The sequence below is a fragment of the Hafnia alvei genome (assembly GCF_034424155.1).
GTDB classification, from domain to species: Bacteria; Pseudomonadota; Gammaproteobacteria; order Enterobacterales; family Enterobacteriaceae; genus Hafnia; species Hafnia alvei.
The window spans coordinates 2,621,401-2,646,929 of the sequence record NZ_CP139992.1 but is presented as its reverse complement, the minus strand read 5'-3'; the positions used below and the strand labels follow the sequence as shown (position 1 = coordinate 2,646,929).

25 protein-coding genes are annotated in these 25,529 nt (G+C 47.9%); 9 read left to right on the top strand and 16 right to left on the bottom strand.

The features are described from left to right. Positions 1-198 precede the first annotated feature (198 nt). Together U0008_RS12470 and U0008_RS12465 are read right to left on the bottom strand one after the other, a co-directional pair. The gene (locus U0008_RS12470; RefSeq protein WP_043493676.1) at positions 199-633 is read right to left on the bottom strand and encodes a DoxX family protein; all 435 of its coding nucleotides are present in this window, start codon (positions 631-633) and stop codon (positions 199-201) included. A 141-nt stretch (positions 634-774) separates the two neighbouring features. Continuing rightward, positions 775-1,653: an MBL fold metallo-hydrolase gene (locus U0008_RS12465; RefSeq protein ID WP_043493673.1), complete on the bottom strand. Its 879-nt coding sequence runs from the start codon at positions 1,651-1,653 to the stop codon at positions 775-777. Between the two features lie 127 nt (positions 1,654-1,780). On the opposite strand from U0008_RS12465, the gene U0008_RS12460 reads away from it, so the two are divergent. Next, positions 1,781-2,677: a LysR family transcriptional regulator gene (locus U0008_RS12460; RefSeq protein WP_043493669.1), complete on the top strand. Its 897-nt coding sequence runs from the start codon at positions 1,781-1,783 to the stop codon at positions 2,675-2,677. Here U0008_RS12460 and U0008_RS12455 read toward each other — a convergent pair. Beyond that, positions 2,618-3,598, bottom strand: a complete 981-nt coding sequence (locus tag U0008_RS12455; protein ID WP_025797136.1) for a DMT family transporter — start codon at positions 3,596-3,598, stop codon at positions 2,618-2,620. The two genes, U0008_RS12460 and U0008_RS12455, sit on opposite strands and share 60 nt — an antisense overlap. A 140-nt stretch (positions 3,599-3,738) precedes the next feature. On the opposite strand from U0008_RS12455, the gene U0008_RS12450 reads away from it, so the two are divergent. Both U0008_RS12450 and trhO read left to right on the top strand, forming a co-directional pair. Next, positions 3,739-4,293 (top strand): helix-turn-helix domain-containing protein, encoded by a 555-nt coding sequence (locus tag U0008_RS12450; protein WP_043493663.1) that lies wholly within the window; start codon positions 3,739-3,741, stop codon positions 4,291-4,293. Positions 4,294-4,469: 176 nt separating this feature from the next. Beyond that, complete coding sequence (trhO, locus tag U0008_RS12445; protein ID WP_043493658.1) at positions 4,470-5,519, top strand: oxygen-dependent tRNA uridine(34) hydroxylase TrhO; 1,050 nt, start codon at positions 4,470-4,472, stop codon at positions 5,517-5,519. Positions 5,520-5,538: 19 nt separating this feature from the next. Here the strand turns inward: trhO and pdxR are convergent, their stop codons facing one another. Further along, the gene (pdxR, locus tag U0008_RS12440; RefSeq protein ID WP_043493656.1) at positions 5,539-7,011 is read right to left on the bottom strand and encodes a MocR-like pyridoxine biosynthesis transcription factor PdxR; all 1,473 of its coding nucleotides are present in this window, start codon (positions 7,009-7,011) and stop codon (positions 5,539-5,541) included. Positions 7,012-7,332: 321 nt separating this feature from the next. Between pdxR and U0008_RS12435 the strand changes: the two genes are divergently transcribed. Beyond that, positions 7,333-8,370 carry an AI-2E family transporter gene (locus tag U0008_RS12435; RefSeq protein WP_043493654.1) on the top strand — a complete coding sequence of 346 codons (1,038 nt, stop codon included), beginning with the start codon at positions 7,333-7,335 and terminating at the stop codon, positions 8,368-8,370. 45 nt (positions 8,371-8,415) lie between these two features. Here the strand turns inward: U0008_RS12435 and U0008_RS12430 are convergent, their stop codons facing one another. Beyond that, entirely contained in the window at positions 8,416-8,508 is a 93-nt protein-coding gene (locus U0008_RS12430) for a DUF2770 family protein (protein ID WP_309544517.1), read from the bottom strand. A 602-nt stretch (positions 8,509-9,110) separates the two neighbouring features. Here U0008_RS12430 and proP point away from each other — a divergent pair. Further along, entirely contained in the window at positions 9,111-10,652 is a 1,542-nt protein-coding gene (proP, locus tag U0008_RS12425) for a glycine betaine/L-proline transporter ProP (RefSeq protein WP_043493651.1), read from the top strand. A 124-nt stretch (positions 10,653-10,776) separates the two neighbouring features. On the opposite strand, the gene U0008_RS12420 is transcribed toward proP, so the two are convergent. The 4 genes from U0008_RS12420 to U0008_RS12405 all read right to left on the bottom strand — a co-directional run bounded on the left by U0008_RS12420 (position 10,777) and on the right by U0008_RS12405 (position 13,585). Continuing rightward, positions 10,777-11,397 carry a response regulator transcription factor gene (locus tag U0008_RS12420; RefSeq protein WP_043493649.1) on the bottom strand — a complete coding sequence of 207 codons (621 nt, stop codon included), beginning with the start codon at positions 11,395-11,397 and terminating at the stop codon, positions 10,777-10,779. 165 nt (positions 11,398-11,562) lie between these two features. Further along, positions 11,563-12,675 (bottom strand): N-methyl-L-tryptophan oxidase, encoded by a 1,113-nt coding sequence (gene solA, locus U0008_RS12415; RefSeq protein ID WP_043493646.1) that lies wholly within the window; start codon positions 12,673-12,675, stop codon positions 11,563-11,565. 203 nt (positions 12,676-12,878) lie between these two features. Then, a complete protein-coding gene (bssS, locus tag U0008_RS12410) occupies positions 12,879-13,133 on the bottom strand; it encodes a biofilm formation regulator BssS (RefSeq protein WP_004092990.1) in 255 nt (84 codons plus the stop codon). A gap of 164 nt (positions 13,134-13,297) precedes the next feature. Then, the gene (locus tag U0008_RS12405) at positions 13,298-13,585 is read right to left on the bottom strand and encodes a hypothetical protein (protein ID WP_025797123.1); all 288 of its coding nucleotides are present in this window, start codon (positions 13,583-13,585) and stop codon (positions 13,298-13,300) included. 238 nt (positions 13,586-13,823) lie between these two features. On the opposite strand from U0008_RS12405, the gene tehA reads away from it, so the two are divergent. Then, positions 13,824-14,846 carry a dicarboxylate transporter/tellurite-resistance protein TehA gene (gene tehA / locus U0008_RS12400; protein WP_043493644.1) on the top strand — a complete coding sequence of 341 codons (1,023 nt, stop codon included), beginning with the start codon at positions 13,824-13,826 and terminating at the stop codon, positions 14,844-14,846. Positions 14,847-15,036: 190 nt separating this feature from the next. On the opposite strand, the gene dinI is transcribed toward tehA, so the two are convergent. Further along, positions 15,037-15,285 (bottom strand): DNA damage-inducible protein I, encoded by a 249-nt coding sequence (gene dinI, locus U0008_RS12395; RefSeq protein ID WP_025797120.1) that lies wholly within the window; start codon positions 15,283-15,285, stop codon positions 15,037-15,039. A 283-nt stretch (positions 15,286-15,568) separates the two neighbouring features. Between dinI and aphA the strand changes: the two genes are divergently transcribed. Further along, the gene (aphA, locus tag U0008_RS12390) at positions 15,569-16,282 is read left to right on the top strand and encodes an acid phosphatase AphA (protein WP_043493643.1); all 714 of its coding nucleotides are present in this window, start codon (positions 15,569-15,571) and stop codon (positions 16,280-16,282) included. Positions 16,283-16,458: 176 nt separating this feature from the next. Here the strand turns inward: aphA and U0008_RS12385 are convergent, their stop codons facing one another. The 4 genes from U0008_RS12385 to U0008_RS12370 form a co-directional block, all read right to left on the bottom strand. Continuing rightward, positions 16,459-16,704, bottom strand: a complete 246-nt coding sequence (locus tag U0008_RS12385; protein ID WP_043493639.1) for a DUF2164 domain-containing protein — start codon at positions 16,702-16,704, stop codon at positions 16,459-16,461. After that, positions 16,701-17,462 carry a DeoR/GlpR family DNA-binding transcription regulator gene (locus tag U0008_RS12380; protein WP_043493637.1) on the bottom strand — a complete coding sequence of 254 codons (762 nt, stop codon included), beginning with the start codon at positions 17,460-17,462 and terminating at the stop codon, positions 16,701-16,703. The genes U0008_RS12385 and U0008_RS12380 overlap by 4 nt, the downstream gene beginning before the upstream one ends. 72 nt (positions 17,463-17,534) lie before the next feature. Continuing rightward, positions 17,535-19,967: a formate C-acetyltransferase/glycerol dehydratase family glycyl radical enzyme gene (locus U0008_RS12375; protein WP_043493634.1), complete on the bottom strand. Its 2,433-nt coding sequence runs from the start codon at positions 19,965-19,967 to the stop codon at positions 17,535-17,537. Between the two features lie 4 nt (positions 19,968-19,971). Then, positions 19,972-20,871 (bottom strand): glycyl-radical enzyme activating protein, encoded by a 900-nt coding sequence (locus tag U0008_RS12370; protein ID WP_046449156.1) that lies wholly within the window; start codon positions 20,869-20,871, stop codon positions 19,972-19,974. 159 nt (positions 20,872-21,030) lie between these two features. On the opposite strand from U0008_RS12370, the gene fsa reads away from it, so the two are divergent. Both fsa and kdgT read left to right on the top strand, forming a co-directional pair. Then, complete coding sequence (gene fsa / locus U0008_RS12365; RefSeq protein WP_043493631.1) at positions 21,031-21,696, top strand: fructose-6-phosphate aldolase; 666 nt, start codon at positions 21,031-21,033, stop codon at positions 21,694-21,696. Between the two features lie 260 nt (positions 21,697-21,956). Beyond that, the gene (gene kdgT / locus U0008_RS12360; RefSeq protein WP_043493627.1) at positions 21,957-22,940 is read left to right on the top strand and encodes a 2-keto-3-deoxygluconate transporter; all 984 of its coding nucleotides are present in this window, start codon (positions 21,957-21,959) and stop codon (positions 22,938-22,940) included. Between the two features lie 62 nt (positions 22,941-23,002). Here kdgT and U0008_RS12355 read toward each other — a convergent pair whose 3' ends face one another. Together U0008_RS12355 and U0008_RS12350 are read right to left on the bottom strand one after the other, a co-directional pair. Next, entirely contained in the window at positions 23,003-23,308 is a 306-nt protein-coding gene (locus tag U0008_RS12355; RefSeq protein WP_025797104.1) for a YbdD/YjiX family protein, read from the bottom strand. A gap of 25 nt (positions 23,309-23,333) precedes the next feature. Further along, positions 23,334-25,400, bottom strand: coding sequence for a carbon starvation CstA family protein (locus tag U0008_RS12350; RefSeq protein ID WP_043493622.1), 2,067 nt, complete (start codon positions 25,398-25,400; stop codon positions 23,334-23,336). Between the last annotated feature and the right edge of the window lie 129 nt (positions 25,401-25,529).

The window sequence follows — 25,529 nt, the reverse complement described above, 5'->3', positions numbered from 1 at the left end:
TTTGTAACGAAAATGAGGTGTAAAGCAGGGTAAACATCGTTAATGGTACGGTTTTTCCGCTGTGAATCTCTATGGCACGGGGCTTTTGACGACAAATGGTTTTAAGAAGGGATGTTTTCAAAAGAGCTATTTGAAGGTTTCAAATAGCTCTTTTTGATAGGGCAGATTAAGCGAGCGGTAAGGGGAGTAATTGCAGTATTAACGCAGGGCCTGATTACTGACGATAGAGTAACGTCCACTGCCTAGCAACATGATGATGATGCCACCCATGAAATACAGCATTTCATTTTCCAGTCCCCAAGCACCGACGTCGGTCAGGGTAAAGAACTTGCCGGTACCGACCATCAGGGTGGCGACCAGCAGGTTAACGGCGTATATCAGGGCCGCAGGGCGGGTGAAAATTCCCAAAACCATCAGCACTGGCGTAACGATTTCGCCAATAAATACACCATAGGCGACAAATCCAGGTAAACCCTGTGCCTGTAGCATCTCAGAAATCCAGCCAACGCCGTGTTCGATTTTGGCAACGCCATGAAACAGCATCAATAGGCCAAAGGTGAGACGCAGCAATAGTTTTCCACCGTCTGGGTGATCGGTTAAACGTGTGAAAGCCTGATTCAGCGAGGTGAGCATACTTACATCCTTTGTAGAGGTGGTGCCAACGAGCACCGGAAAAGTAAAATTTCTTGGCTAAACTGTATGGTTATTATCCGGCACTTTGCCCCCGCAAGTAACCGGATAACATTGATAAACAACATCAAAATAATTGAAATATTACCACTTCATTTCGCCGGTATTCACTTTCGCGCTTAAATTAAGGCTTTCACCATCTTTCAGGCTAGGGTAAGCCTTTTGCATAGCGTCGATCACACCCGCAGAGGTTTTATGAGTATCTAAAACCTGTTCAAACTTTTTCAGATAGTCACGGCTAAATACAATTGCGGCGTCACCTTTCGGAGGTGTTCCTAAATAATGGCCAGGAACCACCGTTTGAGGGTGTAACGCCTGCATGCGATCTAACGCTTTAATCCAGTTTTCACGTGAGGCCTTCGTTTGGGTATCGGCAGTCCAAATATGTTGATTGGCTGAAACTAATACTCCACCCACTACGGCTTTGAGTGAGGGGATCCAGACATAGGTACGGTCTGGCGAGGCACTATCGAGATCTTCAATAATCAGTTTTTGGCCTTCAAGCGTGATTTCATTGCCCTGAAGGACTTCTGGCGTAATGATTTTTGTTGGCGCCTGATCTTTCATCAATGGGCCCCAATACTGAAGCTTGGCGTTTTGAGTCGCTTTGATATGGTCAACGGTAGGTTGAGTTGCCACAATCTTAGCCTGCGGATAAGCCGCTGCTAGCGTTTGTAAGCCAAAATAGAAGTCAGGATCGCCGTGGCTGATATAAATTGTGGTCAGGGTTTTGCCACTCTTTTTGATCATGTCGATCAGCGCATTAGCGTCTTTTTTCTCAAATTGTGCATCAATTAGCACAGCTTCGTTATCGCCAACAATTAATTCAGAAGAGACCGGAAACAGACTGGTCGCACCCGGGTTATAGGTTTGTAGCTCAAGCGCTTTAGCCTGTGCTGCAAAGGCGCTGGTGGAGAGAACTAACGACAAAATCAGAGGTTTAACCGCGATGGATGGTTGCATGAGACAGGCCTTTATTATTAATGTGAATTATTACTGTTTGGAAGTATATTCAGCAATCGTTGAAAGAAATAGGCCAGAATAGTAGACATACTGTTTACCAAATCGAGCAAATCGTAGGAGAGAACATATGGATCGACTCAGTGCGATGCGGGTTTTTGTTTGCGTCGTTGAGCAGGGGAGTTTGAGTCGCGCCGCAGAGAAGCTGAATCTTTCGCGAGCCATGGTTTCACGCTATTTGGCAGACTTAGAACAGTGGATTGGTGGCCGCCTGTTGCATCGAACTACGCGCAGCCAAAGCCTAACCAGCGCCGGCGAAGAGGTTCTTGTGCGCTGTAAAGCGTTGCTGTTGTTAAGCGAAGAGATTGAGCAGGTGGTTGATAATAGTCAGCAGCAACCGAGAGGCTTGTTACGTATCACGAGCAGCCAGTCGCTGATACAGGCCTTTCTTACCGATGCGGTGTGTGACTACCTGACGTTCAATCCGGTTGCTCAGATTGATATTTGCCGCCAAGAAAAAACGCTTAACCTAGTGGATGAACGTATCGACCTGGCAATCCGCATTACGAATCAGCTGGATCACAACCTGATTGCTCGCCGCTTGGGAACCTGTCATTCGGTATTGTGTGCGGCTCCTCGCTATTTCGAGCACCATGCGTTACCGCAAACAATTACGGATTTAAGTGAACATAACTGCCTGACGCATGAATACTACGCTCATCACCATTGGGGCTTTGTCTATCAAGGGGAATCCATCACGGTGCCGATAAGCGGCAATTTAAGTGCTAATTGTGCAACGGTGTTAACGGCGGCAACGCTGCGTGGTTTTGGCATCAGCTTGTTGCCGCGTTATTTGGTGAATCAATTGCTCGCAGATGGGCAATTAGTTGAGATCCTGCCTGAATATCAGCCAGAAGATCTGGGAATATATGGTGTTTACACGTCGCGCCAGTTTCTGCCCGTCTCCCTACGCGCGTTTCTCGATTTCTTGGTGGCTCGCTTTGCGTCGGATCCGCGTTTTGCCTGAGCCTCTTATTTGCTTAGAAGCCATGCTGTGCGCAATCATACCTAAAATAACTAAGGTAATACCGAGCAGAGAAACGGGGGAAGGCAGCGCAGCACCGAGGAAAAACATCTCGCCCAGCAGCGTAAACAATACTTCGCCTGATTGTGTGGCCTCCACGGCGGCAAGCTGCGAGGGATCATTACGCACGCGGTTGGTTGCAGCAAAGAAAAGCAGGGTGCCAATAACGCCAGAAAACAGCGCCACCAATACGGATTGCTCGACCTGTGGCGCGGAAGGAAGGCCAACACGTGACCAAGCCACTAACGAAATCACCAACCAAAATGGCAGACTGGCGAGGGTCATGTTCAATACGCGTTGCAGCGTATCCACATTATGGTGGCAAATATTCATCATCTTGCGGTTGCCAAGAGGATACAAAAATGCGGCGATAACCACGGGGATGAGCCCCGCCAGCGCCTGAAACAGGCTGATATGTTCAGCTTGTTGCCACAGCATCAGCGCAATACCGAGTAAGATCAGCAGTGACCAACGTAGTCCAAACCACGGAATTTTATGCTTAGGCTCACCGCTTGCGCCCAGCCAAGGCACCAGCAACGATCCTGCAATAATAGTAATTTGCCACGTCCCCGCCACTAACCAGCCGGGACCATAGGCGCTCGCCAACGTAACAAGCGCATAAAACAGCCCAAAGCCCAGCGTGCTCCACAGCAAATAGGGGCGGATATTCTGTCGCAGATGAGCAAGGCTTTGGCGTAGCTGGCCGCGCAGGGCGACAAGCACCAATAGCATTGGTGCCATAAACCAAAATCGTAAACTGGCACTCCACATCCAGTCGCCGCCGCCAATTTCCATAGAACGATTGAAAATAAAAGTGAAGGCGAAGAAAAGGGATGAGATCACGCCGTAGACAATAGCCTGCATGGGTAAGTCCGAGTTTTTTATGTATCAGGATTGGTGAATGGCTTGTAGTAGGATAAACTTTTCACCGCCTTGTGCGTTATAGCGCACGAAACAAGATTAGCATTGTGCGTTATAACGCACAACACCAATGAGAATAAATCATGACCGATCTTGCTCTTCATATTGGAAAAACGTTGCGTGAACTGCGTCAACGGCGCGGATGGAGTCTAGATAAAACGGCGCAGGCCACGGGGGTGAGCAAGGCTATGCTTGGGCAAATAGAGCGTGGCGAATCGAGCCCAACCGTGGTCACCCTGTGGCGGATCTCTAGCGGGCTACAGGCTTCCTTCAGTGAATTTTTACCTCCGCAGCTGGTGGATGAAGAGCCTATGCTAAGTTTGCATCATGAAGATGAGGCAATTACTGCTCAGACTCAACTCAGTTTTGATGCCCAGTTGGGCTATGAAGTGCTTCTTATCACCTTGCACGCGGGATGCATTCACAACTCCTATGCGCACGAGCAAGGGGTTATTGAAGACATTCTCATGATCGATGGCGAAATCGAAGTGCAGGTGAAAGGCGTATGGCAGGCGGTGACCACCAGCAAGCCATTGCGCTTTGTAGCTGACCAAATACACAGCTATCGCAATACGAGCAATCAAGCCGCTAAATTCTACAATATTGTTCATTATCCCCAATCACGTGAGGATGAATAAGCACCCAGCAACATTTATTTATCTTTTTGTTAGCTATTTTTTAAATAACCACACGGTCTGTCGGTGGATTATTCATCAATGAATATCCATAATCGCCGCCCTATGGGGCGGCCTCGGATTATATGCCCGATGAGCCTGTGAGAATCTGAAAAACTAACATTGAGGAAATGAACACCATGCCAGTGTTACATAACCAAATATCCAACCAAGAATTAAAAGCCAAGATGCTGGCCGAAACTGAGCCGCGCACCACGGTTTCATTCTACAAATACTGCCGAATCGAAGAGCCACAGCTGTTTCGTGACGCTCTCTACATTGCGTTTCGTGATCTCGCTGTGTTCGGCCGTATCTACATCGCTCATGAAGGGATTAACGCACAGATTTCCGTTCCTGCAAGCCGCTACGAAGCGATGAAAAGCGCGTTGTATCAGGCGCACCCTGATTTCGACGGGTTAAGAATGAACGTGGCGCTAGACGATGATGGAAAATCGTTCTGGGTTTTGCGTATGAAAGTACGTGAGCGAATTGTTGCCGATGGTATTGATGACCCTAGCTTTAATCCTGCCAACGTAGGTCAATATCTAAAAGCGGCTGAAGTGAATGCGATGTTGGATGATCCTGATGCGGTGTTTGTGGATATGCGCAATCACTATGAGTATGAGGTTGGGCATTTCACCGATGCGTTAGAAGTGCCTTCGGATACTTTCCGCGATCAGCTGCCGATGGCGGTAGATATGTTACAGCAGGATAAAGATAAGAAAATCGTGATGTATTGCACCGGTGGGATACGCTGTGAAAAAGCCAGCGCCTATATGCTACATAACGGGTTTAATAATGTTTATCATGTGGAAGGTGGCATCATCGAATACACTCGCCGTGCCCGTGAGCAGGGATTACCGCTGAAGTTTATTGGCAAAAATTTTGTCTTTGACGAGCGCATGGGCGAACGCATCACCGACGATATTATCTCTCAATGTCACCAGTGCGGGACACCATGCGATACGCACACCAACTGTTTGAACGACGGTTGTCATCTGCTATTTATTCAATGTCTGTCCTGCGCAGAGAAATACAGCGGTTGCTGTAGTTCTGAATGCCAAGAGGAACGAGCGCTGCCGGTTGAAGAGCAGCGGGCTCGCCGTGCTGGACGTGAAAATGGCAATATGATTTTCAACAAGTCACGCAGCAAGCCGCTTCGCTTACGCATTCCTGGCCGCGACGAATAACCCGCACAAATAGCCGCAGTTAAGCTTTGCCGGTGGATGAAATACTCAGTTCCCGGCAGGCTTTGCCAATAATCTCTAATGCTAACCGAATATGTCCCTGCGACAATGCGCTAAAGCCAAACAGCATCAGCGTATCCTGATTTTCTGCGAGATAGGCGTTCTCTGATCCATTGCACATGCTACCTAAGGTATCAAAACGTACGCCTTCTCGCAGGCAGCGTTCACGCAGTTGACTAACGGTGTGGGCCGATAGTGACGTTTTTAACGTGATGTGCAGGCCCGACGAGGTGCCTAGCAGCGTGGCACTGGGGAATAGTGTCATTAGGCCTTCACGTAATAATTTTTGGCGTGCGCCATATTCGATTTCCAGTTTGCGCAAATGGCGGTGATAACCCTGATCGTGCATAAAGTCGGCGAGGAATTGCTGATACAGCCAGCTGGCACCGTGATTCCACAGCGCTTTTAGATTAAGAATTGGCGCCACTAACCGCTCTGGACATACCATAAAACCAATGCGCATGCCGGGCCCCAGCGTTTTCGAAAAACTGCTGAGATAAATAACGTTGTTCGCATTTTCCAATGATTTCAACGCCGGAAGCGGCTGTGTGCCGTAGAGAAACGTCGTGTCGTAATCATCTTCAATCACGTAGGCGTTTGAGCGCCGCGACCAGTCCAACAGCATTTTGCGTCGTTCTAGCGGCAATGTTCCACCTACAGGATACTGATGTGACGGTGTCACGTAGGCTAGCGCACACTGCTGGTCTGGCAGGCCTTGGGTTTGCAACCCAAAATCATCTACCGGAATAGCGTGAATATGCGGGGTGCAGCTACTAAATAAATTCCACGCGCCGGAATAGCAGGGGGACTCCACGGCTATATGCTCTTGCGGCGTTAATAGCGTGCGCGCAATCAGGGCTAAACCTTCTTGGACGCCGTTGGTGATGATGATGTGATCTGCATCGGTATGAATGCCGCGTGCATTCGCCAAGTATTTGACCAACTCTTGTCGCAGCGACATCAGACCTGCCGGTGGGTGATAACGCGTCATCAACAGATGTTTACTGCGTGAGGCTTTGTTATTCCAACTGCGCCAGCGCTGCCAAGGAAACGAGGATTCATCTGGATTACCCAGGCTGAAAAACATAGGGCTATCTACGTCAACGTAGGTGTCTGGAGCCTGAGTCTGCAAAACGCTGGGCGGATGGTCTAAATCGCTTTGCGGTGTTTTAGACTCGGGGAGCTCTACCCGGGATGAAAGGATGACGTTGTATCCCACGCCGGGACGACTGGCAATAAAGCCTTCCAGAACCAGTTTTTCATAAACGGCGGTAATCGTATTGCGAGAAACCTGTAGCTTTTCTCCGAGCTCACGAATGGAAGGCAGGCGTTCGCCGTTCGTTAACACTCCGTTGTGCAGCGCCGTATGGATTTGCTGATAAATCTGTTTTTGCAGCGACAGAGAGTCGTGGCGATCGAGGTTAAACGACAGCATTCGGGATCCGGATCAAAGAGAATAAAACGCCAGTATACGTGATTCTAGCCAATGGGATGGAGTATCCATCAATATGTTGACGTAAAATATATTACAATCAATTACTTAATTACCACTACCAATGACCTTATTCATATTGATATTCTGAATTTAGTGGGTGGGTAGTGATCAAAAAAATCTTGCGATAATCTATAGAGAATGACCGTATCTGGCTAGAGACAGCATCTGAAGAATGATGGGTGAGCAAGGGCTTGGATAGGAATTATGCGAACAACAGGATCGGAAAGCACCGATCAGGATATATGACAACAAGGAATCACCATGTCCCGAACCGTATTAAGCGCGCAGGGTATTCGAATTGCGATTATGGCTGCGGCTCTGGTTATCGTGTTAGCCGGTGTAAGAGCAGCGTCTGACATTATTGTACCGTTTTTACTGGCCCTGTTTCTGGCCATTATTCTAAACCCGTTAGTGACAGGGCTTATGCGGTTACGCTTGCCACGCGCAGCTGCAGTTGGGCTGGTACTGGTTATTATTATTCTGCTGCTGACGCTGATGATTGGTATGCTGGGCTCCTCGCTCAACGATTTCAGCAGAACGTTGCCGCAGTATCGCGGCATGTTAGCCAACAAGCTTGCGGTGGTACAGCATATTGCCGAGCGCTTGAATCTGAATTTTTCACCTATCGAATTAGCTAATCATTTTGACCCCGGAGTGGTGATGAATATGGCTACGCGGATCGTCACTCAATTATCAGGGGCAATGTCGAGTTTATTCCTGCTGCTGATGACGGTCGTTTTTATGTTGATGGAAGTTCCCCATCTTCCTTACAAACTACGAAAGTCACTCTCCAATGCTGATGCGGGCATGGGAAGTATTCAGCGGGCGTTGGATGGCGTAACCCAATATTTGGCGTTGAAAACCGGTATCAGCGTTATTACTGGCGTGGTGGTTTGGCTAATGTTGCACCTGATGGGGATTCGCTTTGCCATGATGTGGGGTGTATTGGCTTTTGTGTTGAACTATATCCCGAATATTGGTTCAGTGATTGCCGCTGTTCCACCGGTGATTCAGGCACTGTTGTTCAATAGTTTTGGCGATGCCGTCATGGTGGCGTCGGGCTATATCGTCATTAATATGGTGTTTGGCAACATTCTCGAACCCCGAGTGATGGGGCGTGGTTTGGGGCTTTCAACGCTGGTGGTGTTCTTGTCGCTGATATTTTGGGGATGGCTGCTTGGCCCTATCGGTATGTTGTTGTCGGTTCCATTAACTATCGTCGTGAAAATCTTGCTAGAGCTTACCCCTGTGGGATCGCGTTTTGCGGTTCTTTTAGGTGAGGGCGTGGAAGAGAAATAGCCTGTGACGAAGCCCTCTCTTCGTGAGAAGAGGGGGAAGGCGATTTTAGAAGTAAAGAAGATAAATATCTAACAGAAGGAGTAATAACGAAATGGCCAGATAAAAGATCAGATGATTTCGAACGTTGTTAATAATCATCTGAATTATTTTGTCAAACATGCGTGCAGCTCAAAAGTGCAGATTGAAAAAAGTATAATTTTTTATATCTAAAACTACAATCAGCAGATGATATTTCTGTCGGATTTACCACATATATTCCCCTTGAAAACCTGGCTTAATTGTCTGTCTTTTTTTGTCAATTTCCTAGCTAAAAACGGTGTGTGATAAAGCCTTATTCAGCATCAGTTTTAGCGTCGGTTTTACCCGGTTTACAGCGAACATGAATAAAACAAAATTTAATCTAATCATATGAATAGTAAGTTATTTTTAAATAATAACCGCATGTGATGACTTCGGTAAATTACCGAGATGATGTGTTAGACAAAAAGTCAAAAACTTGACCGAAGTCACTAAAATGTGTAAATTAAAGATATGTAAAGGTGTCATGGAAAATAAAAAAACTGCTAAGGGAGCAGAAAATAACACGACAAAAAATAGGTAACTTTTAACGATTTCTCGTTAATGCTGCTGCATAGATCTCGCCTCACGCTGCGATCCGAAAATGGGATTAAGCCGTAATTACGGGGACGCGAAATCTATGGTGCTGCTGAGAATTAATTCAATGCACATCAAGGGTAACTATGACCGATCCTAAAGAGACTCTCGCGTCAGAAACGCGCGTGGCTAACGCACAGCCACATTCATCCCATCTTGCGTTTTGGCGCAAGAGTCAAAAGAAAAATCAAAAACCAGAAATGACCGTTGACGATATTACTATCGTCGACCGCAGCATGCTCAAGCGTGCAGTAGGCGCTGCGGCGTTGGGTAACGCCATGGAGTGGTTTGACTTTGGTGTTTACAGTTTTTTAGCCGTGACCATTGGTAAAGTCTTTTTCCCCAGCGGCAGCCCAGCAGCCCAGTTGATTGCTACCTTTGCCGCCTTTGCGGCAGCATTTTTGGTCCGTCCACTCGGAGGCATGGTTTTTGGCCCGCTCGGCGATCGCATTGGTCGCCAAAAGGTATTGGCGTTTACCATGATCATGATGGCGGTGGGAACATTCTGTATTGGTCTGATCCCAAGCTATGAAAGTATTGGTATTGTGGCTCCCATTTTGCTTCTGGTCGCTCGTTTGGTTCAGGGATTTTCCACCGGTGGTGAGTACGGTGGCGCTGCTACCTTTATCGCTGAGTATTCAACGGATAAGCGCCGTGGTTTCATGGGAAGCTGGTTAGAGTTCGGTACATTCGGCGGCTATTTGTTAGGTGCGATGCTGGTGACGGGGCTGACGGCGATCATGCCTGAAGAAACATTGCTTGCATGGGGTTGGCGTATTCCGTTCTTTATCGCTGCGCCGTTAGGATTATTTGGTCTTTACATTCGTTTGAAACTTGAAGAAACGCCTGCGTTCCAAAAGCATATGGAAAAACAGGAAGCCATTGAAGAAAGTAAGCCGAAGATGGGCTTGTTCGAAATGATGGGCACCTATTGGCAGCAGATGTTGAAGTGTATTGGCCTCGTCCTGCTGTTCAACGTATCTAATTATATGCTGACCTCATACATGCCGAGCTATTTGACCGGTGTGCTGGGTCTGAGCGAGCTCAGTGGCTTAATGCTGATCATGGTCGTCATGTTTATCATGATGCCAATGACGCTGCTGTGGGGCCATTGGAATGACCGTTTAGGTCGTAAGCCCGTTATCATGTTTGGTGCGCTGGGTTTAATCGTCTTGGCTATCCCATCCCTGATGCTGATAGGTACAGGGAATATGTGGGCAGTATTTGCAGGTTTGATGATTTTGGGTGTGCTGCATACCTGCTTTAGCGGCACCATGCCATCAGCATTGCCTGCGTTATTTACTACGCAAACTCGCTACAGTGCTTTGGCGGTAGGCTTTAATATTTCGGTTTCATTATTTGGCGGAACGACTCCGTTGATGACTTCATGGCTGGTTTCGTCAACGGGCAATCAAATGGTTCCGGCTTATTATTTGATGGGGGCTGGAGTGATTGGCGTTGTCACTGTGCTGTTTATGCGAGAAACAGCGAGGAAGCCCCTGCGTGGTTCGGCACCTGCGGTAGCGACCAAAGCTGAAGCGAAAGCCTTGATAAACAAATTACGTTTACGCCGCCAGAAAAAAGAACAAGAGCTGGTCTTACAAAATAACCAGAGTACTGTAAATTAAAGATGCTTATTAATTAATTATGATGTAAATATAAAACTATTGTTTTGTGAATTATATTATGAAAAGCATTTTCTTTTAAAAAAAAGCCCGCGATGCATTCGCGGGCTTTTTCATACCGCAGCATTTATTTTATAAAGCAAGGGGCAGGGCAGACGACATACTTAATGACATTATAGAGATAGCAGAATTCGAGCCGATTTCTTACATGCATTTTCTCGGTGATGTGTTGTTTATGTACATATACAGTTCGTCCACAGATATTTAACTTACGTGCAATTTTGTGGTTCGGCATTTCTTCCATCCAATATTGGGTGATGGAAGCTTCGCGGTCTGTCAATGCGGGGTAGTTGCCAAAGTATTGCTGTATGCTTTTATGTAGGTCTGGTTTTTGATGTAAATCAGTAAAAACAGCAAGAAGTGACGTAAGTTTTTGTTTATTAATAATATATACATGACTGTTTAATATGATAGGTCTAGTGCCATTCGGATAGTCTGCATCGAGGTAAACGAATATTTTAACGTGTGAATACTGAGAGAAAAATCTTATCAGAGAGGTGTCTTGCTCATTGATACGGCAATAATCAGTTAGATTGACTAAAATAATATCAGGATTAGGTATATCTTTTTTCTCTAAAGCTTGATTCACTGAATTCACATGGTGAATATTTATACCTGTTTCTTCAGAAAAATAACAGGATATACCTAGTCGTGTATAGAGACACTTGTCTACAACTAATACGTTCATTCATCATCCTTGAAAATAACGTCTTATTTTTTGTGATATGGTTTATATAAATTTAACCTCTATAAGTTAGTGTTTTTAATATGTAGTTGTCAATTCTAAAATAACCATTACAGGTGATGGTTTGTGCGATTAAATTATTGGCCCGCAATTTTTGCGGGCGAGCAATTAAAATCGACTTATTTTGAAAGGAGATAAATCGAATGGAACGGGTTGGCCAGCAGCCTGAAGCGCAATAATCTCACCTAATACGGTAGCAAATTTGAAACCATGCCCGCTTAAGCCTGTCACGACACTGATCTGTGGCGAGTCTGGAAGTGAGTCTAGAATGAAATCTTCATCTGGAGAGACATCATAGGTGCAAACCTCACCATGCAGACAGACGCCGACGCCAGGCAGAAATTGGCGTAAAAAGCCAAATACTTCACTACCATCTTGTGGATTAGTGCCAAACGGGCGGCGCTGTTCGGGCACGGTAATGGGCTGTCCGCCATTATGTTTACCCAATTTTAGACCATCATTGTTATATGGGAAGCCATAAAACTGATCGCCTTCAGGCGTTTCAACCGTAAAAGCAGGGAAGTTATTGTTTTCGCTATAGCGGCCATCGGCTTGATACCAAGAGAATACTTTACGTACTGGGGTTATTGGCAATTCCGGCAGCAACGCTTTTGCCCATGTTCCGGCAGTAACGGCAACTCGATGTGCATTAAACTCGCCCTCAGCTGTGGTGATTTTTACCCCCTTATCCTCAGGCGTAATGGCATTCACCTGACAGTTAAAGTGTAGATCAGCACCGGCCTCTGCGGCTTTTTCATTGAGAATACCCACCGCGAGCTCAGCTTTTAAATAACCGGCGTTAGGTTCTAGAAGGCCGATATAACCATCAGGCACGGACCACTCAGGCCAGCGTTTTTGCAGTTGTTCGGCATCCATTTTCTCTACGGTCAGCCCAAACTGAGTAGCGCTGTTTTCGGCATTACGCATGAATTCAGAACTGGATGGCCCAATGTTGAGCACGCCGCTGCGATGAAAGAGCTGTACGGCTGAAACTTCTTCTAACTTGGTCCACAGTTCCTGTGCGCGTAGCACTAAGGGAACATATTTCTCACCTTCGCCATAGGCATGGCGAATAATTCTGGTATCACCATGATGACTGCCATGCCGATGGGGCGGTGTATGGCTATCTAGCATCAGAACCTTTAAGCCTGAAAGCGCAGCATAATAACCGGCGGCCGCACCAACAGAGCCGCAGCCGACAATCGCTAAATCGTATTTCATAAGGGGATCCTCCGTGTCATGGTTTTTCCATGAGTACACCAGCTTTATTGCAATAAACGAATCCAGCGCAATCAGTCTGGTTAAACAACATTTACGATCTATTTTACAACCTGATGATAACCTTTGCAGGGGGGCAGAGGAAAATCGATACATAAAAAAACACCGCCTTGTGAGGGGCGGTGCTTTAGCGGTGCGTTAATGTACTAATGTTTAAGATAATCAATGTCTTGGTATTCCGAGGATTCTATCTTTTCAATTCCGGCTTCGAGGATGTCAATGAGCTGCCGTGCAACATCGGTGGTTAACCACAGAGTGCGATCGACTTCCGCTTTCTCAGGATCTTGATCGCGTGAAGAAAGATAATGCAGGCGGATCATAAGAGCATCATAGCTATCAACAGTACTGATATCCCAACCAACCACTGGGTGTGTCTGAATTACTTCATCTTTTCCGTTCATAAAGACCCCCTAAAACGTAGTGACTGTCGTGAGCTACTAACCAGGATCAATGTGTCTCATTAGATGAGCATTTTCAGTATACGCATCTAACTGTTTAAATGACGCATTTTTTGTGTGTTTTGTTAAAAAAATGTTTTCTGGTGATTTATCAAACGTAGAACTGACTAGATATTGTCATTGTTTGGGATTGCTGCTGTCTCGCTGACGCCAGAATTACGTACCTCAAACTGCTCTGCAAGCTTGGCGAAGTATTCTTGCGTCTTAGTATCATATGTTTGGTTGTTGGCCTCCAATTTCAAGCTGTGGATCAATAATTGACAGCTTTTTCCCTCGAGTCCAAATGCTAAATAGGAAAATGCGGTTTCCAGCACATTAATTCTACGTTGCTGATCGTGAATCAGTTCCAGTAGCTCGCCAAACGTCATCGCATGTTCTGGGTTGTCATTGTTCATTTACTGTTCTCCTACGGCATGTGTCCTAGAGTATTAAGACGAGTTAAACCACGGGTTTAAGTTAAGCCTAGTCCATCCTTTTATGCCAATACAATCAGATAAATAACCTAAATCCAGCGCGAGGTGATGAAAAGCGTATTAAAAATGACACTTTGTCAGTTTTGTAGGATGAAAGTGAAAACACCGAGGGGATCATCCGCTATAATCTGCGTCTTGTTTTAGTTGTGTAAAAGTTCTCATGAATAGTTCTATAGAAAGCGCCGCTGAGCGCACTGAGCCTCAGGTGGTCAATATCCCTGCAGGATATTTTGGAATGGTGCTGGGCATCATCGGGATGGGTTTTGCTTGGCGCTATGCGGCGACCATTTGGCCCATTTCTCCTTTCATTGGTGAAGGCTTAGTTGGGCTAGCAACGTTGATTTGGCTCAGTTTAGCGCTGGCTTTTATATATCGCCTTGTGCGTTATCCCCAGTTAGTGATAGCCGAAATGCGTCATCCGCTGACCGGAAGCTTCGTTAGCTTATTCCCAGCCACCACAATGTTGGTTTCAATTGGCTTTGCACATTATTCGCCAACGCATCTTCTGGCTGAAATCATGTTTGGGATCGGTGCCTGTGTCCAACTGTGCTATGCCGCATGGCAAAGCGCAGGGCTGTGGAAAGGAGAGCATCCGGCCGAGGCCACGACACCAGGCTTATACTTGCCCACGGTGGCCAATAACTTTATCAGTGCAATGGCATGTGGCGCATTAGGCTTTCACGATCTGGGTATTATGTTCTTCGGCGCGGGGGTATTTTCATGGCTGAGCTTGGAGCCCGCGATCCTACATCGACTGCGTAGCCATGGCGAAATGGCTAAGCCGGTACGAACTTCGCTGGGTATTCAACTTGCGCCGGCATTGGTGGCATGCAGTGCTTATCTCAGCGTTAATGGCGGACATACAGACTTTGTTGCCAAGATGCTGTTTGGCTATGGACTGTTGCAGCTTATTTTTATGTTGCGGCTGATGCCGTGGTATATGAGACAGCCTTTCAATGCTTCTTTTTGGAGCTTTTCATTCGGAATTTCAGCACTCGCAACCACCGCTCTGCATTTAAGCGTGGGCGAGCAAGATGGATTGTTTGCGGCGTTAGCGGTTCCCATGTTCGTGTTTACTAACGTCGTGATTGCTTTGCTGATGGTTAAAACGATGATTCTGCTGATGCAAAAAAGGCTGATCCCTACGGTGGAAAGACCTTGCTGCACATCGCGAACGAAATAATGGGTGCAGGAAAAACGTTGTGTGGATTGATAGGTAAAAAAAAGCCGGGAAGCGACTCCCGGCCTACGTATTTTACTATCCGTAGGAATTGCCGATGGCTAACGGAGATGGAACTCATCGCCTATTATCATTCAATGAATTAGGCTTATTATTGCGGCGTAAAAATGTGTGTTTACACCGCGAATTCGTGTTATTCGCTAAATCCGTTATCGAACCAGTCATCGGCACTTTCCCACGTTTCTTGCAGGACTTCCTCGATGCGTTCTTTGTCGGATTTCAGCCCGCCCATAACGGTTAGCGTATTTGAGTTAGTCATTCGCACCTGTACCGCGGTATCAGGATAGATATGATTTACTCGTTTCGAAAATTCGTGGTTTAATGCTTCCAGAGCACCGTCTGGCAGCTTGTTACGTTTATCCAATGTTAATTCAATGCGCATGGTCGCCTCCGCATTCACAATATACTGTATATTTATACAGTCTAGATTCTGTTAACGCAATACTGTACAAGCACTATTTTTATTTTCTTTGTGCTTCTGCCAGTCACTTTTCTCGCAATATGCGAAGTTCTCCCAATTTGTCGGTTTATTACGCCCACCAATTTTGAACCAGAGCACGTTTTCTGCTGTATTTGCTGCATACTATGAAACGCGAATGTGACAAAACCCTAATCAGATATCCCACAGATGTGAATGTGAGAAATAACAAATAAAAGGAATATCCATGCGAAAGATTGCGGTTGCACTCAGTGCGTTAGCTTTTGTTATCAGTTTAAGCCCATCGACACAGGCAAAAGTCTCTACAGATACGCCTCTTAATGCCGGTGTTACCGTGGCACAGCTGGCACACCAAGCGCCCATTCACTGGGTTTCGGTGACACAGATTGAGAATAGCCTACAGGGCATTCCTCCTATCGCAGTCGGTTTTGATATTGATGATACGGTGCTATTTTCGAGCCCAGGGTTTTATCGTGGGCAGAAAGAGTTCTCTCCGCAAGATCAAAGCTATCTGAAAGATCCGGCATTTTGGGAGAAAATGAATAACGGCTGGGACAGCTTCAGTATGCCCAAGCAGGTGGGCAAAGATCTGATTGCCATGCACCTTAAACGCGGCGACAGCATCTATTTCATTACCGGTCGCAGCCCGACCAAAACAGAAACCGTTACGAATACCTTGCAAGAAGATTTCTCGATACCGGCAGCCAGCATGAATAGCGTGATTTTCGCAGGTGACCAACCGGGGCAAAATACCAAGATAAACTGGATTAAGGAAAAGCAGATTAAGGTTTATTACGGCGATTCGGATGGGGATATCACCGCGGCTCGCGATGTCGGGATCCGGGGTATTCGCGTATTGCGCGCATCCAACTCAAGCTATCAGCCGTTGCCAAAAGCCGGTGCGCTGGGTGAAGAGGTTATTGTTAACTCTGAGTATTAATACTATAGAAAAAGATAGTGTGATGGCTGATGCTGGTCGCTTTGGCGATTGAGATTCACGGGGGCTACCGTAGGGTGGGGCGCTTCGGCAGCTAAAGCTGCTACGACCCCATCCCTACGGTTCCCCCTAATATCGGGCGTAGAGTTCGCTATGAGTGCATGTATGGAGGTATGTTTTTAATCGACAGGCTTTTGCAGCCAAGTTAGGGTATCGACAAGATCTTCCGTTCTTTCTTCTACTACGCGCAGCGCGTCAGCCATCCCTTGATTATAAAAATGCGCTCCGAGCTCTTTGGCAAAGAAATCCAGCAAGAACTCTGCATCAAAATCACCAATTTCGACGTCTAATTCAGCCTGTAGATATTTTTGTAATTTGTGGACCATCTGCGAGGTCTGCTCACGGCTGAAGGTGATGTCACTCATAGCGTACCTTGCTCTTCATACACGATATCAAGCTCAATATTCATCTTTTTGAGATGGTTTCTGTATTCGTCGCTTAAACGATAGTCGGTGATTACCCGATTAATCGCATGAGTGGGCTGCAAGGGGTTGGGGTTTATTTGGCCGAACTTTGATGAATCTGTCAGCACAATGTTTTCAACGCCTTTGGCTAATACTGTGTTAGCAATATCGGTGCGCATCATATCGCGACCGGTAAAGCCTGTTTCAGGATGAAAACCATCAATACCGAGGAAGGCTTTGTTGAAATAAACTTGCTGAATGCACTGGCGAGTTAGTGGACCTACCATCGTTTCGCTGCGTTTTTGGTACAGCCCACCCATCAAAATGACATCACAATCCGTTTCTTTCAGCAGGTGCGCTATGTAGGTGCTCACGGTCACCAACGTAACGCGCTTACGTTCTGCCAGATAACGGGCGAGAAGGGCATTAGTACTGCCGTTTTCGATAAAAATCGTTTCGCCATCGTTAACCAAAGACGCGGCATAGGCCGCCAATTTTTGTTTTAACGTGAAATTAATCATCATTCGAGCATCTACATCGTCGCTTTCTAGCGCCACGGCGTATCCGTGGATGCGCTTTAGGTAGTTACGCTTTTCCAATAGATTCAGATCCTGACGGATCGTCACCTCTGAAACTCCGGTATTACGCGCTAGATCGGCCACGCTAACGCGGCGTATATCATTGACATATTGGAGAATAGCTTGCTGTCTTGAATTCATGAGTTCCTTGGCTTAACGACCTAATTTATCGGTGGCCGAAACCACCGATAGCTTTGTGCTTAATCGCCTACATCAAAGCGTATGTTCGGTACGCGCGATAATATCATCCTGAGCGTCAGGAGATAAGGCTGTAAAGAACGCTGAGTAGCCCGCCACGCGCACCACAAGATCGCGATATCGCTCTGGGTGGGCTTTGGCTTCCAGCAGTGTTTCGCGTGAAACGATGTTGTACTGCACGTGCCAGCCTTTATGCACTTCAAAGAAGGTGCGTAGCATCAGCATCAGTTTTTCTCGATCGCGCATATTTTCCAGCGTAGCCGGATTGAGTTTCTGATTCAGCAATACGCCCCCTAAAATTGCGGCGGTGGGGAGTTTGCCTAAAGAGTTAAATACTGCCGTAGGCCCAAGATGATCGGTTCCCGATGCTGGGCTTGCGCCTTCCGCCAGCGGCGTTTTGGCTTTACGTCCATCCGGCGTGGCCTGCGTAGCCGCACCAAACGGCACGTTGGCCGAAATGGATGAGGTTCCCGCATAATAGGTGCCGCCAATCGGACCACGACCAAAACGCGTATTATGGTACTGTTTCAGTTCATCAATATAGGTCTGATAGGCACGAACCAGCAAGTTATCGACGTCATCTTCGTCGTTGCCATATTTGGGTGCATTGTTCATCAATCGCTGGCGCAGCAGTTCACCGTCTAAACCATCAAAATCATTTTCCAGCGCGGCGGCAAGCTGTTGCTGGCCGATAACGCCTTGTTCGAAGACTAATTTACGTACAGCGGCTAAGCTGTTACCGAGGTTGGCGATACCGACCTGTAGGCCAGAAACCCAGTCATATTTAGCCCCGCCTTGCTTCACGCTTTTGCCTCTTTCGATGCAATCATCAACTAGCGCAGAGCAGATAATGTCATGGGCGTTTTCTTCAAGTACGGTATCCACCACGCATTCAATCTCGATTGATTTGCGGGTGTAGTAACGGATTTGCTCATCCCACGCGTTCATAACCTGATCGAACGTTTCAAAGTTACCTTTAGACAGCGCTAACTCTTGCGGTAAAAATATCTTTTGGCTGGTGGCATCGCGGCCTTGTTCTAATGCGGCAAGCATCACTCGGGCGAAGTTGATGAAGCTCATGCCGGTGCAGCGATATCCCCATTTTCCGCCGACAGCAGTTTCGATACAGCCAATCGCGGCATAATCATAGGCATCCTGCGGTTCAACGCCCAGTTTAATAAATTCTGGGATCACAATTTCATCGTTATTAAACGCGGGCATGCCAAAGCCACACCGAATGACCTGTACGCAGGCGTCGAGGAAATCATTGCTTATTCCCGCATGGTATCGAACGCTGAGGTTTGGCTGCGTAGAGCGTAAACGCCCGCAGGATTCTAAAACGGTGTAGGACAAGGGATTGACGGCATCTTGTGGCTGGCCATTGAGCAGCGTTTGGCCGCCGATGGTGACGTTTTGGTAGAGTGGGCTACCGGCAGAGGCTTTGGAGTGTGAACCTGAGCGAATTTTATTCACTTCCAACAATTTCAGCCAGCAACCGTGCAATAACTCAATGGCAAATTCACGGCTGATGCTTTGTTGCAGTTCCACATCGCGGCGGTACCATGGATAAAGGTATTGATCGAGACGACCAAATGAAACCGAATGTCCGTTGGATTCAATCTGTAGCACTAGTTGCATGAAGTAGCAAAGCTGCAGCGCTTGCCAGAAGGTTTGCGGTGGCTGATGTGCAATTAGCTCGCAGTTTTCAGCAATATGGCGCAGTTCAGCCTGACGTTCAGGTCGATTCTCTTGCTCAGCCATACTTTTGGCCAGCTCCGCGTAACGTAAAATATGATCGCTAAGGGCGCTTAGGGCGATATCAATCGATTTTAGGAATTGCTCCTTGTGTAAATCTTCCCAGTCGGTGAGGTGTAAACGGCTGCGGCGTTCGTCGACTTTATTTCGCAGCCCGTCGAGTCCTTTTTCTAGCAGCAGGGGAAAATTGACTGCCAGATGGGCATCACCGGAGGTCATATTGCCTTCTGCTTTAATGATACCGGTTGAGAGCAGGGCTTTTTGCTCGTCGGTAAACATGCCGTAGCAGCGATCTTGAACGGTTTGTCCTCGCCACCACGGGCAGATTTTATGTAATACCGCCTTATTCTCTTCTGAGACGGAGAATCCAGCGCCGGGGCGATCTGCCAGCTCGTCGATTTCCTGCTCAATCCAACTGACCGTATATTCAGGAAATATCGGCGCAGCGCGCACTTCACTGGCCTGATTGCCGATGATCAGCTCATCATGCTTAATCCAGATGGTGCGTTGCTGAAGATGATGGGCTAATGCCAGCGCCCTACGCACGGGCAGAGGCTTATCCTGATGCTGCTGGTACATCTCGGTATAGTGCTGTGCGCGTTCAGTGCATACCGGTGGCTTAACGATGTGGATCAGCGCCTCTTTATGCGCGCGAATACGTGGCGACAGCGAAGTCAGATCGAGTTGGGTCATGGCATTATCCTCGTAGCAGAGCCGTAAGACCTTTGCCGCGGGCATATTGCTGCGCAAAGTCCAGTAACTCCGGGTTATCCAATGGTTTATCCGCCGCTAAATAAGGCATATCCAGTAGGCGGTATTTATTGATGCCGAGCGTGTGGTAGGGCAGAAAATGAATTTCTTTAGCGCCGAGATCGTCGGCGGCGAAATCGGTGATTGCGCGAATGGATATTTCATCGGCGTTAAAATCTGGAATGAGAGGGACACGGATCGTCATATTGACGCCGTGTGCGGCGAGGCGACAGAAATTGTCCATCACGCGTTTGGCAGAACCGTCAGTCCATTGTTTAAAGGTGTTGGCGTTAACGTGCTTCAAATCGGCTAGCAAGAGATTCAAAAACTCAAGGCTGGGCTCGATGTTATGCCAAGGCACATGCAGGCAGGATTCAACGGCGGTATGAATTTGGTGATGATGGCTACGCTGCAACAATGCTGCACAGGCTTCGGGCTGCATGAAAGGCTCGCCGCCTGAAAGGGTGATTCCGCCGCCAGTACGCTGATAAAAAGGCAAATCCCGCAACACCGTATCCATCACCTCATCTAGATCCAGCGCTGAACCGCACACGGATAGTGCGCCCGTTGGGCAACATGTTTCCAGACGATCTAAATCGGAATCAGCGATCGCATGACGATCGATCGTTATGCCGCTATTCACGCGCAGAATGGCGTGCGGTGTACACTGTGCGCATAGCTCACATCCTTCCAAGCATAATCTTGCGTCATACAGCACTTCACGGGTACGTGCGCGGCTCTCTGGGTTTTGACACCAACGACATCCTAAAGAGCACCCTTTCAGAAATACTACGGTACGGATCCCTGGCCCATCATGGGTCGAATAGCGTTGCAGGTTAAATAGCATATGAACTCCGAAGGGTATAATTTATGCTCATTTTCTTCTAACGAAGATTAATGCACTTTCGAATGAAAGTTGAATTGATATTGATCAACTGCAAACAGGTTTAATGCTTTATAGTGGGCACAATCAGACGTTGAGCACATTTTCGATAGGGGGAAGTGAATGGAACTGTATCTGGATACGGCCGATGTCATTGCGGTGAAGAGATTAGCGCGCGTTTTACCCTTACAAGGGGTGACAACCAACCCAAGCATTATTGCTAAAGAGGGCAAATCTGTCTGGGAAGTGTTACCAGCCTTGCGGGATGCGCTAGGCGGATCGGGTAAACTTTTTGCTCAGGTGATGGCTAATGATTCGGAACGCATGGTGACAGAAGCCGTTATGCTGACCGAGCGAATTTCTGGCGTGATCGTGAAAATCCCGACCACGGCAGAGGGGCTCGCAGCCATCAAACAACTGAATACAATGAATATCGCCACGCTTGGCACCGCGGTATATGGTGCAGGCCAAGGTTTGCTGGCGGCTATGGCCGGTGCGGCCTACGTTGCTCCCTACGTTAATCGAGTCGATGCGCAGGGCGGTGATGGTATTGGCATGGTGCGAGAATTACACCAATTGCTGAAGATGCATGCGCCAAACTCTCGCGTGCTAGCGGCCAGCTTTAAAACGCCGCGTCAGGCATTGGACTGCATGTTAGCGGGGTGTGAAGCGATCACGCTGCCGGTCGACATTGCAGAACAAATGCTAATAAGCCCAGCGGTGCAGTCTGCGGTTGAGAAATTTGAACAAGATTGGCAGGGTGCGTTTGGTACTAATTTATTGGGATAATGTGTGTTGTCCGCAAAGAACGGCGTCTACGGATGCCGTTTTTTTATGCCTGCTATTTGGCTCAGTGAGAATAATGTGATTATGATCTTAATTTAAAACTAAAGACCGTTAAAAATAAAACAGTGTTTTATTTGTAGGTTTTCGATCACATTTATCATTCTCATAAATGCGTATTGTCCTGCCCACGATGTTATTGGCTGATGTCATCCAGTGCTACTGAGGTGTCAGTTTTTCTTATTTAATGACAGGGTGGGGTTCACATGCATATCAAGCGCGTAATAGAAAAAATACCTGGCGGTATGATGCTGGTTCCGTTATTTATTGGGGCGATTTGCCATACTTTTGCGCCCGATGCGGGCAAATATTTTGGTTCGTTCACTAATGGTCTGGTAACCGGAACCGTACCTATTCTGGCTGTATGGTTTTTCTGTATGGGAGCTTCAATTAAGCTCAGTGCAACGGGCACCGTTCTGCGTAAGTCTGGCACCTTGGTAGTGACTAAGATTGCGGTGGCTTGGGTGGTTGCTGCGATAGCTTCACGCGTTCTCCCGGAAAACGGCGTTGAAATTGGTTTCTTCGCCGGTTTATCCACGCTGGCGCTGGTTGCCGCTATGGATATGACGAACGGCGGACTATATGCATCGATCATGCAGCAATATGGAACCAAAGAAGAATCAGGAGCTTTTGTCTTAATGTCTCTGGAGTCAGGGCCGTTGATGACGATGGTGATTTTAGGTACTGCAGGTATTGCGTCGTTTGAACCTCATGTTTTCGTAGGCGCGGTCTTACCCTTCTTAATCGGCTTTGGTTTGGGGAATCTCGACCCAGAACTGCGTGACTTTTTCAGTAAAGCGGTTCAAACGCTGATTCCGTTCTTCGCTTTCGCATTGGGCAACACCATTGATTTAGGTGTGATTGCGCAAACCGGATTACTGGGTATTCTGCTTGGCGTGGCGGTTATTATTATCACCGGTATTCCGCTTATTTTTGCCGATAAATTGATCGGCGGCGGCGATGGTACGGCAGGTGTCGCGGCGTCCAGTTCGGCAGGCGCGGCGGTAGCAACCCCAGTGCTTATTGCTGAGATGGTGCCTGCGTTCAAACCTATTGCCCCAGCGGCGACGGCGCTGGTGGCAACTTCGGTTATCGTCACCTCAATACTGGTTCCGATCCTGACGGCAATGTGGTCAAAACGAGCAAAAAGTATGTTGGCAATGAAAAGCATACCTCAAGCGGTAAAATAGAATAGATCACCATAAAAAAACCGGCCAACTGGCCGGTTTTGACGTTGACTAGCGTGTGAACCTCAGCATGGGCATTTGCCCAATTTCCCGCCCTTGCTTGGGAAACGTGCCTCTAAGCAGTAGCGATGGAATTCACGCTCGGTCATGGGCGTATTTTCGGGATGATGCAGCCGCTGGTGGCGTACATAGTTCTGGTAATCCTGCACGCCAACCATCAACCGAAAGCTTTGCGCGGCTCGCCGATACATCAGTTTTACCCACTGCCATGCCGACGTTGGGTGTGACTCACCCAGCGACAGCGGCAAGCAACGAAGGATAACCATGTTTGGCTGCGCCTGCCTTTTCCACGGCAAACCGCTTTTGATCATCATGTTCGCTTTGATATCAAGATCATCAGCCATGTGATTTTTCCTCACGCAGTGCCGGCGTGGTCTCATGCACCGTCGGCTGGTTGGCATTGAGCGCACGGCGAATAACAAAGAAAGCAGAGATGAGCATGGTGACGGCAACCAACATAAAGAAGCCACACAGCGCGGCGTTGATGTAGTTATTCATCACAATGGTTTCCATATCTTTGATAGTTTTGGCTGGTGCAATCAGGGTGCCTGAGTCGATGCCCGCAGAGAAGCGTTTAGCCTGCGCCAAGAAACCAATGCTTGGTTTTTCATGGAAAATCTTCTGCCAGCCCGCGGTCATTGAGGTGACGAATAACCAGGCCGTTGGCAGAATAGTCACCCATGCGTAGCGTTGTTTTTTCATCTTGAACAGCACGACCGTGCCGAGAATTAACGCCATCGAGGCTAGCATTTGGTTACCGATACCAAACAGCGGCCAAAGCGTATTAATTCCCCCGAGCGGATCAACCACGCCTTGATAAACGAAAAAGCCCCAGCCAGCAACGGCCACCGTGGTGCCTGCTAAATTACCAAACCAAGAGCGGTTATTGGCTAAGCTTGGAATAGCGACACCCACCAGATCTTGCACCATAAAACGACAGGCGCGCGTACCCGCATCTACGGCGGTCAGGATGAACAATGCCTCAAACAGAATGGCAAAGTGATACCAGAACGCCATCATGGCGCGGCTGTTGAAAACTTCCGTGATGATATGCGCCATGCCAACGGCAAAGGTCGGTGCGCCACCGGCGCGTGACAGAATGGAATTCTCACCCACGTCTTTGGCGATCATGGCAAGCGTTTCAGGGGTAACGACAAAGCCCCAGCTATTAATCACCTGTGAGGCGTTTTCAACCGTAGTGCCAATCAGCGCCGCAGGGGAGTTCATGGCAAAATAGACGCCAGGGTCGATGACCGACGCACAGATCAAGGCCATGATGGCCACGAATGATTCCATCAACATGGCACCATAGCCGATAAAGCGAATATGGCTTTCACGCTCGATAAGCTTAGGCGTTGTACCGCTGGAAACCAGCGCATGGAAACCAGAAATGGCACCACAGGCAATGGTAATAAACAAGAATGGGAATAGGCTACCGGAGAATACTGGGCCAGTGCCGTCAATGAAGCGCGTTACCGCTGGCATTTTCATTTCAGGCGCAGCAAAGACAATGCCTACGGCTAAACCAGCGATCACGCCAATTTTCAGGAAGGTCGATAAATAATCGCGCGGCGCTAGCAGCAACCAAACCGGCAGCACAGAGGCAATGAAACCGTAAATGACCAACACCCACGTCAGCGTGGTGCCGTGCAGCGTGAAGAACGGGCCCCAGTACGGATGCATAGCGATATCACCGCCGTAGATAATCGCCGCCATCATCAGAACAAAGCCAATGATCGAAACTTCCGCAATTTTCCCCGGACGCAGATAACGCATATACACGCCCATAAACAGAGCGATAGGGATCGTGGCGGCAATGGTAAACAGCCCCCATGGACTGTCCGCTAAGGCCTTAACGACCACCAGAGCCAGAGCGGACAGGATGATAATCATCACGCCTAATGCGCCCAGCATGGTGATGACGCCCGCAAAAGAACCCAACTCTTGTTTCGCCATTTCGCCCAGCGAGCGGCCATCACGGCGAGTTGAAATAAAGAGGACTAAAAAGTCCTGTACCGCACCGGCCAGCATAACGCCAACCAAAATCCAAATCGTGCCGGGTAAAAAGCCCATTTGTGCGGCCAAAATGGGCCCGACTAGCGGACCGGCTCCGGCTATCGCCGCAAAGTGATGCCCAAACAGCACCCACTTGTTGGTTGGCACGTAGTCCAAACCATCGTTGTGGCGCTCGGCGGGCGTTAAGCGACGGTCGTCGAGCTCAAACACTTTTTCAGCGATGAACAGACTGTAAAACCGGTAGGCGATGCTGTAACAGGCAATAGCGGCTATCACCAGCCACACCGCATTAATATGTTCACCACGGCTCAGCGCTAGCATGCCAAAAGCATAAGCGCCGATTAACGCCACCAATAGCCAAATCAGGCCGGATCGGACGTTCTTCATTGTACGGCTCCTTCGTATAGGGGGAGAAGTATCGATTTCTTGTTGTAAGAGAGGTTTGGAGACTAGGCTCGCATGGTTAAATAAAGGTTAAAAACTGGGCTTTGTCATGTTGATGACTGGAGTAGGCGA

Excerpts from the sequence above, each read along its gene's own strand:
- U0008_RS12420 (WP_043493649.1), bottom strand. The coding sequence starts at position 11,397 with ATGAACGTATTAGTTGTAGACAAGTGTCTCTATACACGACTAGGTATA.
- U0008_RS12355 (WP_025797104.1), bottom strand. The coding sequence starts at position 23,308 with ATGATCAAAAGCGGTTTGCCGTGGAAAAGGCAGGCGCAGCCAAACATG.
- U0008_RS12455 (WP_025797136.1), bottom strand. The coding sequence starts at position 3,598 with ATGCAGGCTATTGTCTACGGCGTGATCTCATCCCTTTTCTTCGCCTTC.
- aphA (WP_043493643.1), top strand. The coding sequence starts at position 15,569 with ATGCGAAAGATTGCGGTTGCACTCAGTGCGTTAGCTTTTGTTATCAGT.
- kdgT (WP_043493627.1), top strand. The coding sequence starts at position 21,957 with ATGCATATCAAGCGCGTAATAGAAAAAATACCTGGCGGTATGATGCTG.
- trhO (WP_043493658.1), top strand. The coding sequence starts at position 4,470 with ATGCCAGTGTTACATAACCAAATATCCAACCAAGAATTAAAAGCCAAG.
- dinI (WP_025797120.1), bottom strand. The coding sequence starts at position 15,285 with ATGCGCATTGAATTAACATTGGATAAACGTAACAAGCTGCCAGACGGT.
- U0008_RS12470 (WP_043493676.1), bottom strand. The coding sequence starts at position 633 with ATGCTCACCTCGCTGAATCAGGCTTTCACACGTTTAACCGATCACCCA.
- U0008_RS12385 (WP_043493639.1), bottom strand. The coding sequence starts at position 16,704 with ATGAGTGACATCACCTTCAGCCGTGAGCAGACCTCGCAGATGGTCCAC.
- solA (WP_043493646.1), bottom strand. The coding sequence starts at position 12,675 with ATGAAATACGATTTAGCGATTGTCGGCTGCGGCTCTGTTGGTGCGGCC.
- tehA (WP_043493644.1), top strand. The coding sequence starts at position 13,824 with ATGAATAGTTCTATAGAAAGCGCCGCTGAGCGCACTGAGCCTCAGGTG.
- U0008_RS12370 (WP_046449156.1), bottom strand. The coding sequence starts at position 20,871 with ATGCTATTTAACCTGCAACGCTATTCGACCCATGATGGGCCAGGGATC.
- pdxR (WP_043493656.1), bottom strand. The coding sequence starts at position 7,011 with ATGCTGTCGTTTAACCTCGATCGCCACGACTCTCTGTCGCTGCAAAAA.
- U0008_RS12460 (WP_043493669.1), top strand. The coding sequence starts at position 1,781 with ATGGATCGACTCAGTGCGATGCGGGTTTTTGTTTGCGTCGTTGAGCAG.
- proP (WP_043493651.1), top strand. The coding sequence starts at position 9,111 with ATGACCGATCCTAAAGAGACTCTCGCGTCAGAAACGCGCGTGGCTAAC.
- U0008_RS12350 (WP_043493622.1), bottom strand. The coding sequence starts at position 25,400 with ATGAAGAACGTCCGATCCGGCCTGATTTGGCTATTGGTGGCGTTAATC.
- U0008_RS12465 (WP_043493673.1), bottom strand. The coding sequence starts at position 1,653 with ATGCAACCATCCATCGCGGTTAAACCTCTGATTTTGTCGTTAGTTCTC.
- U0008_RS12405 (WP_025797123.1), bottom strand. The coding sequence starts at position 13,585 with ATGAACAATGACAACCCAGAACATGCGATGACGTTTGGCGAGCTACTG.
- U0008_RS12380 (WP_043493637.1), bottom strand. The coding sequence starts at position 17,462 with ATGAATTCAAGACAGCAAGCTATTCTCCAATATGTCAATGATATACGC.
- U0008_RS12375 (WP_043493634.1), bottom strand. The coding sequence starts at position 19,967 with ATGACCCAACTCGATCTGACTTCGCTGTCGCCACGTATTCGCGCGCAT.
- U0008_RS12435 (WP_043493654.1), top strand. The coding sequence starts at position 7,333 with ATGTCCCGAACCGTATTAAGCGCGCAGGGTATTCGAATTGCGATTATG.
- U0008_RS12450 (WP_043493663.1), top strand. The coding sequence starts at position 3,739 with ATGACCGATCTTGCTCTTCATATTGGAAAAACGTTGCGTGAACTGCGT.
- U0008_RS12430 (WP_309544517.1), bottom strand. The coding sequence starts at position 8,508 with ATGATTATTAACAACGTTCGAAATCATCTGATCTTTTATCTGGCCATT.
- fsa (WP_043493631.1), top strand. The coding sequence starts at position 21,031 with ATGGAACTGTATCTGGATACGGCCGATGTCATTGCGGTGAAGAGATTA.
- bssS (WP_004092990.1), bottom strand. The coding sequence starts at position 13,133 with ATGAACGGAAAAGATGAAGTAATTCAGACACACCCAGTGGTTGGTTGG.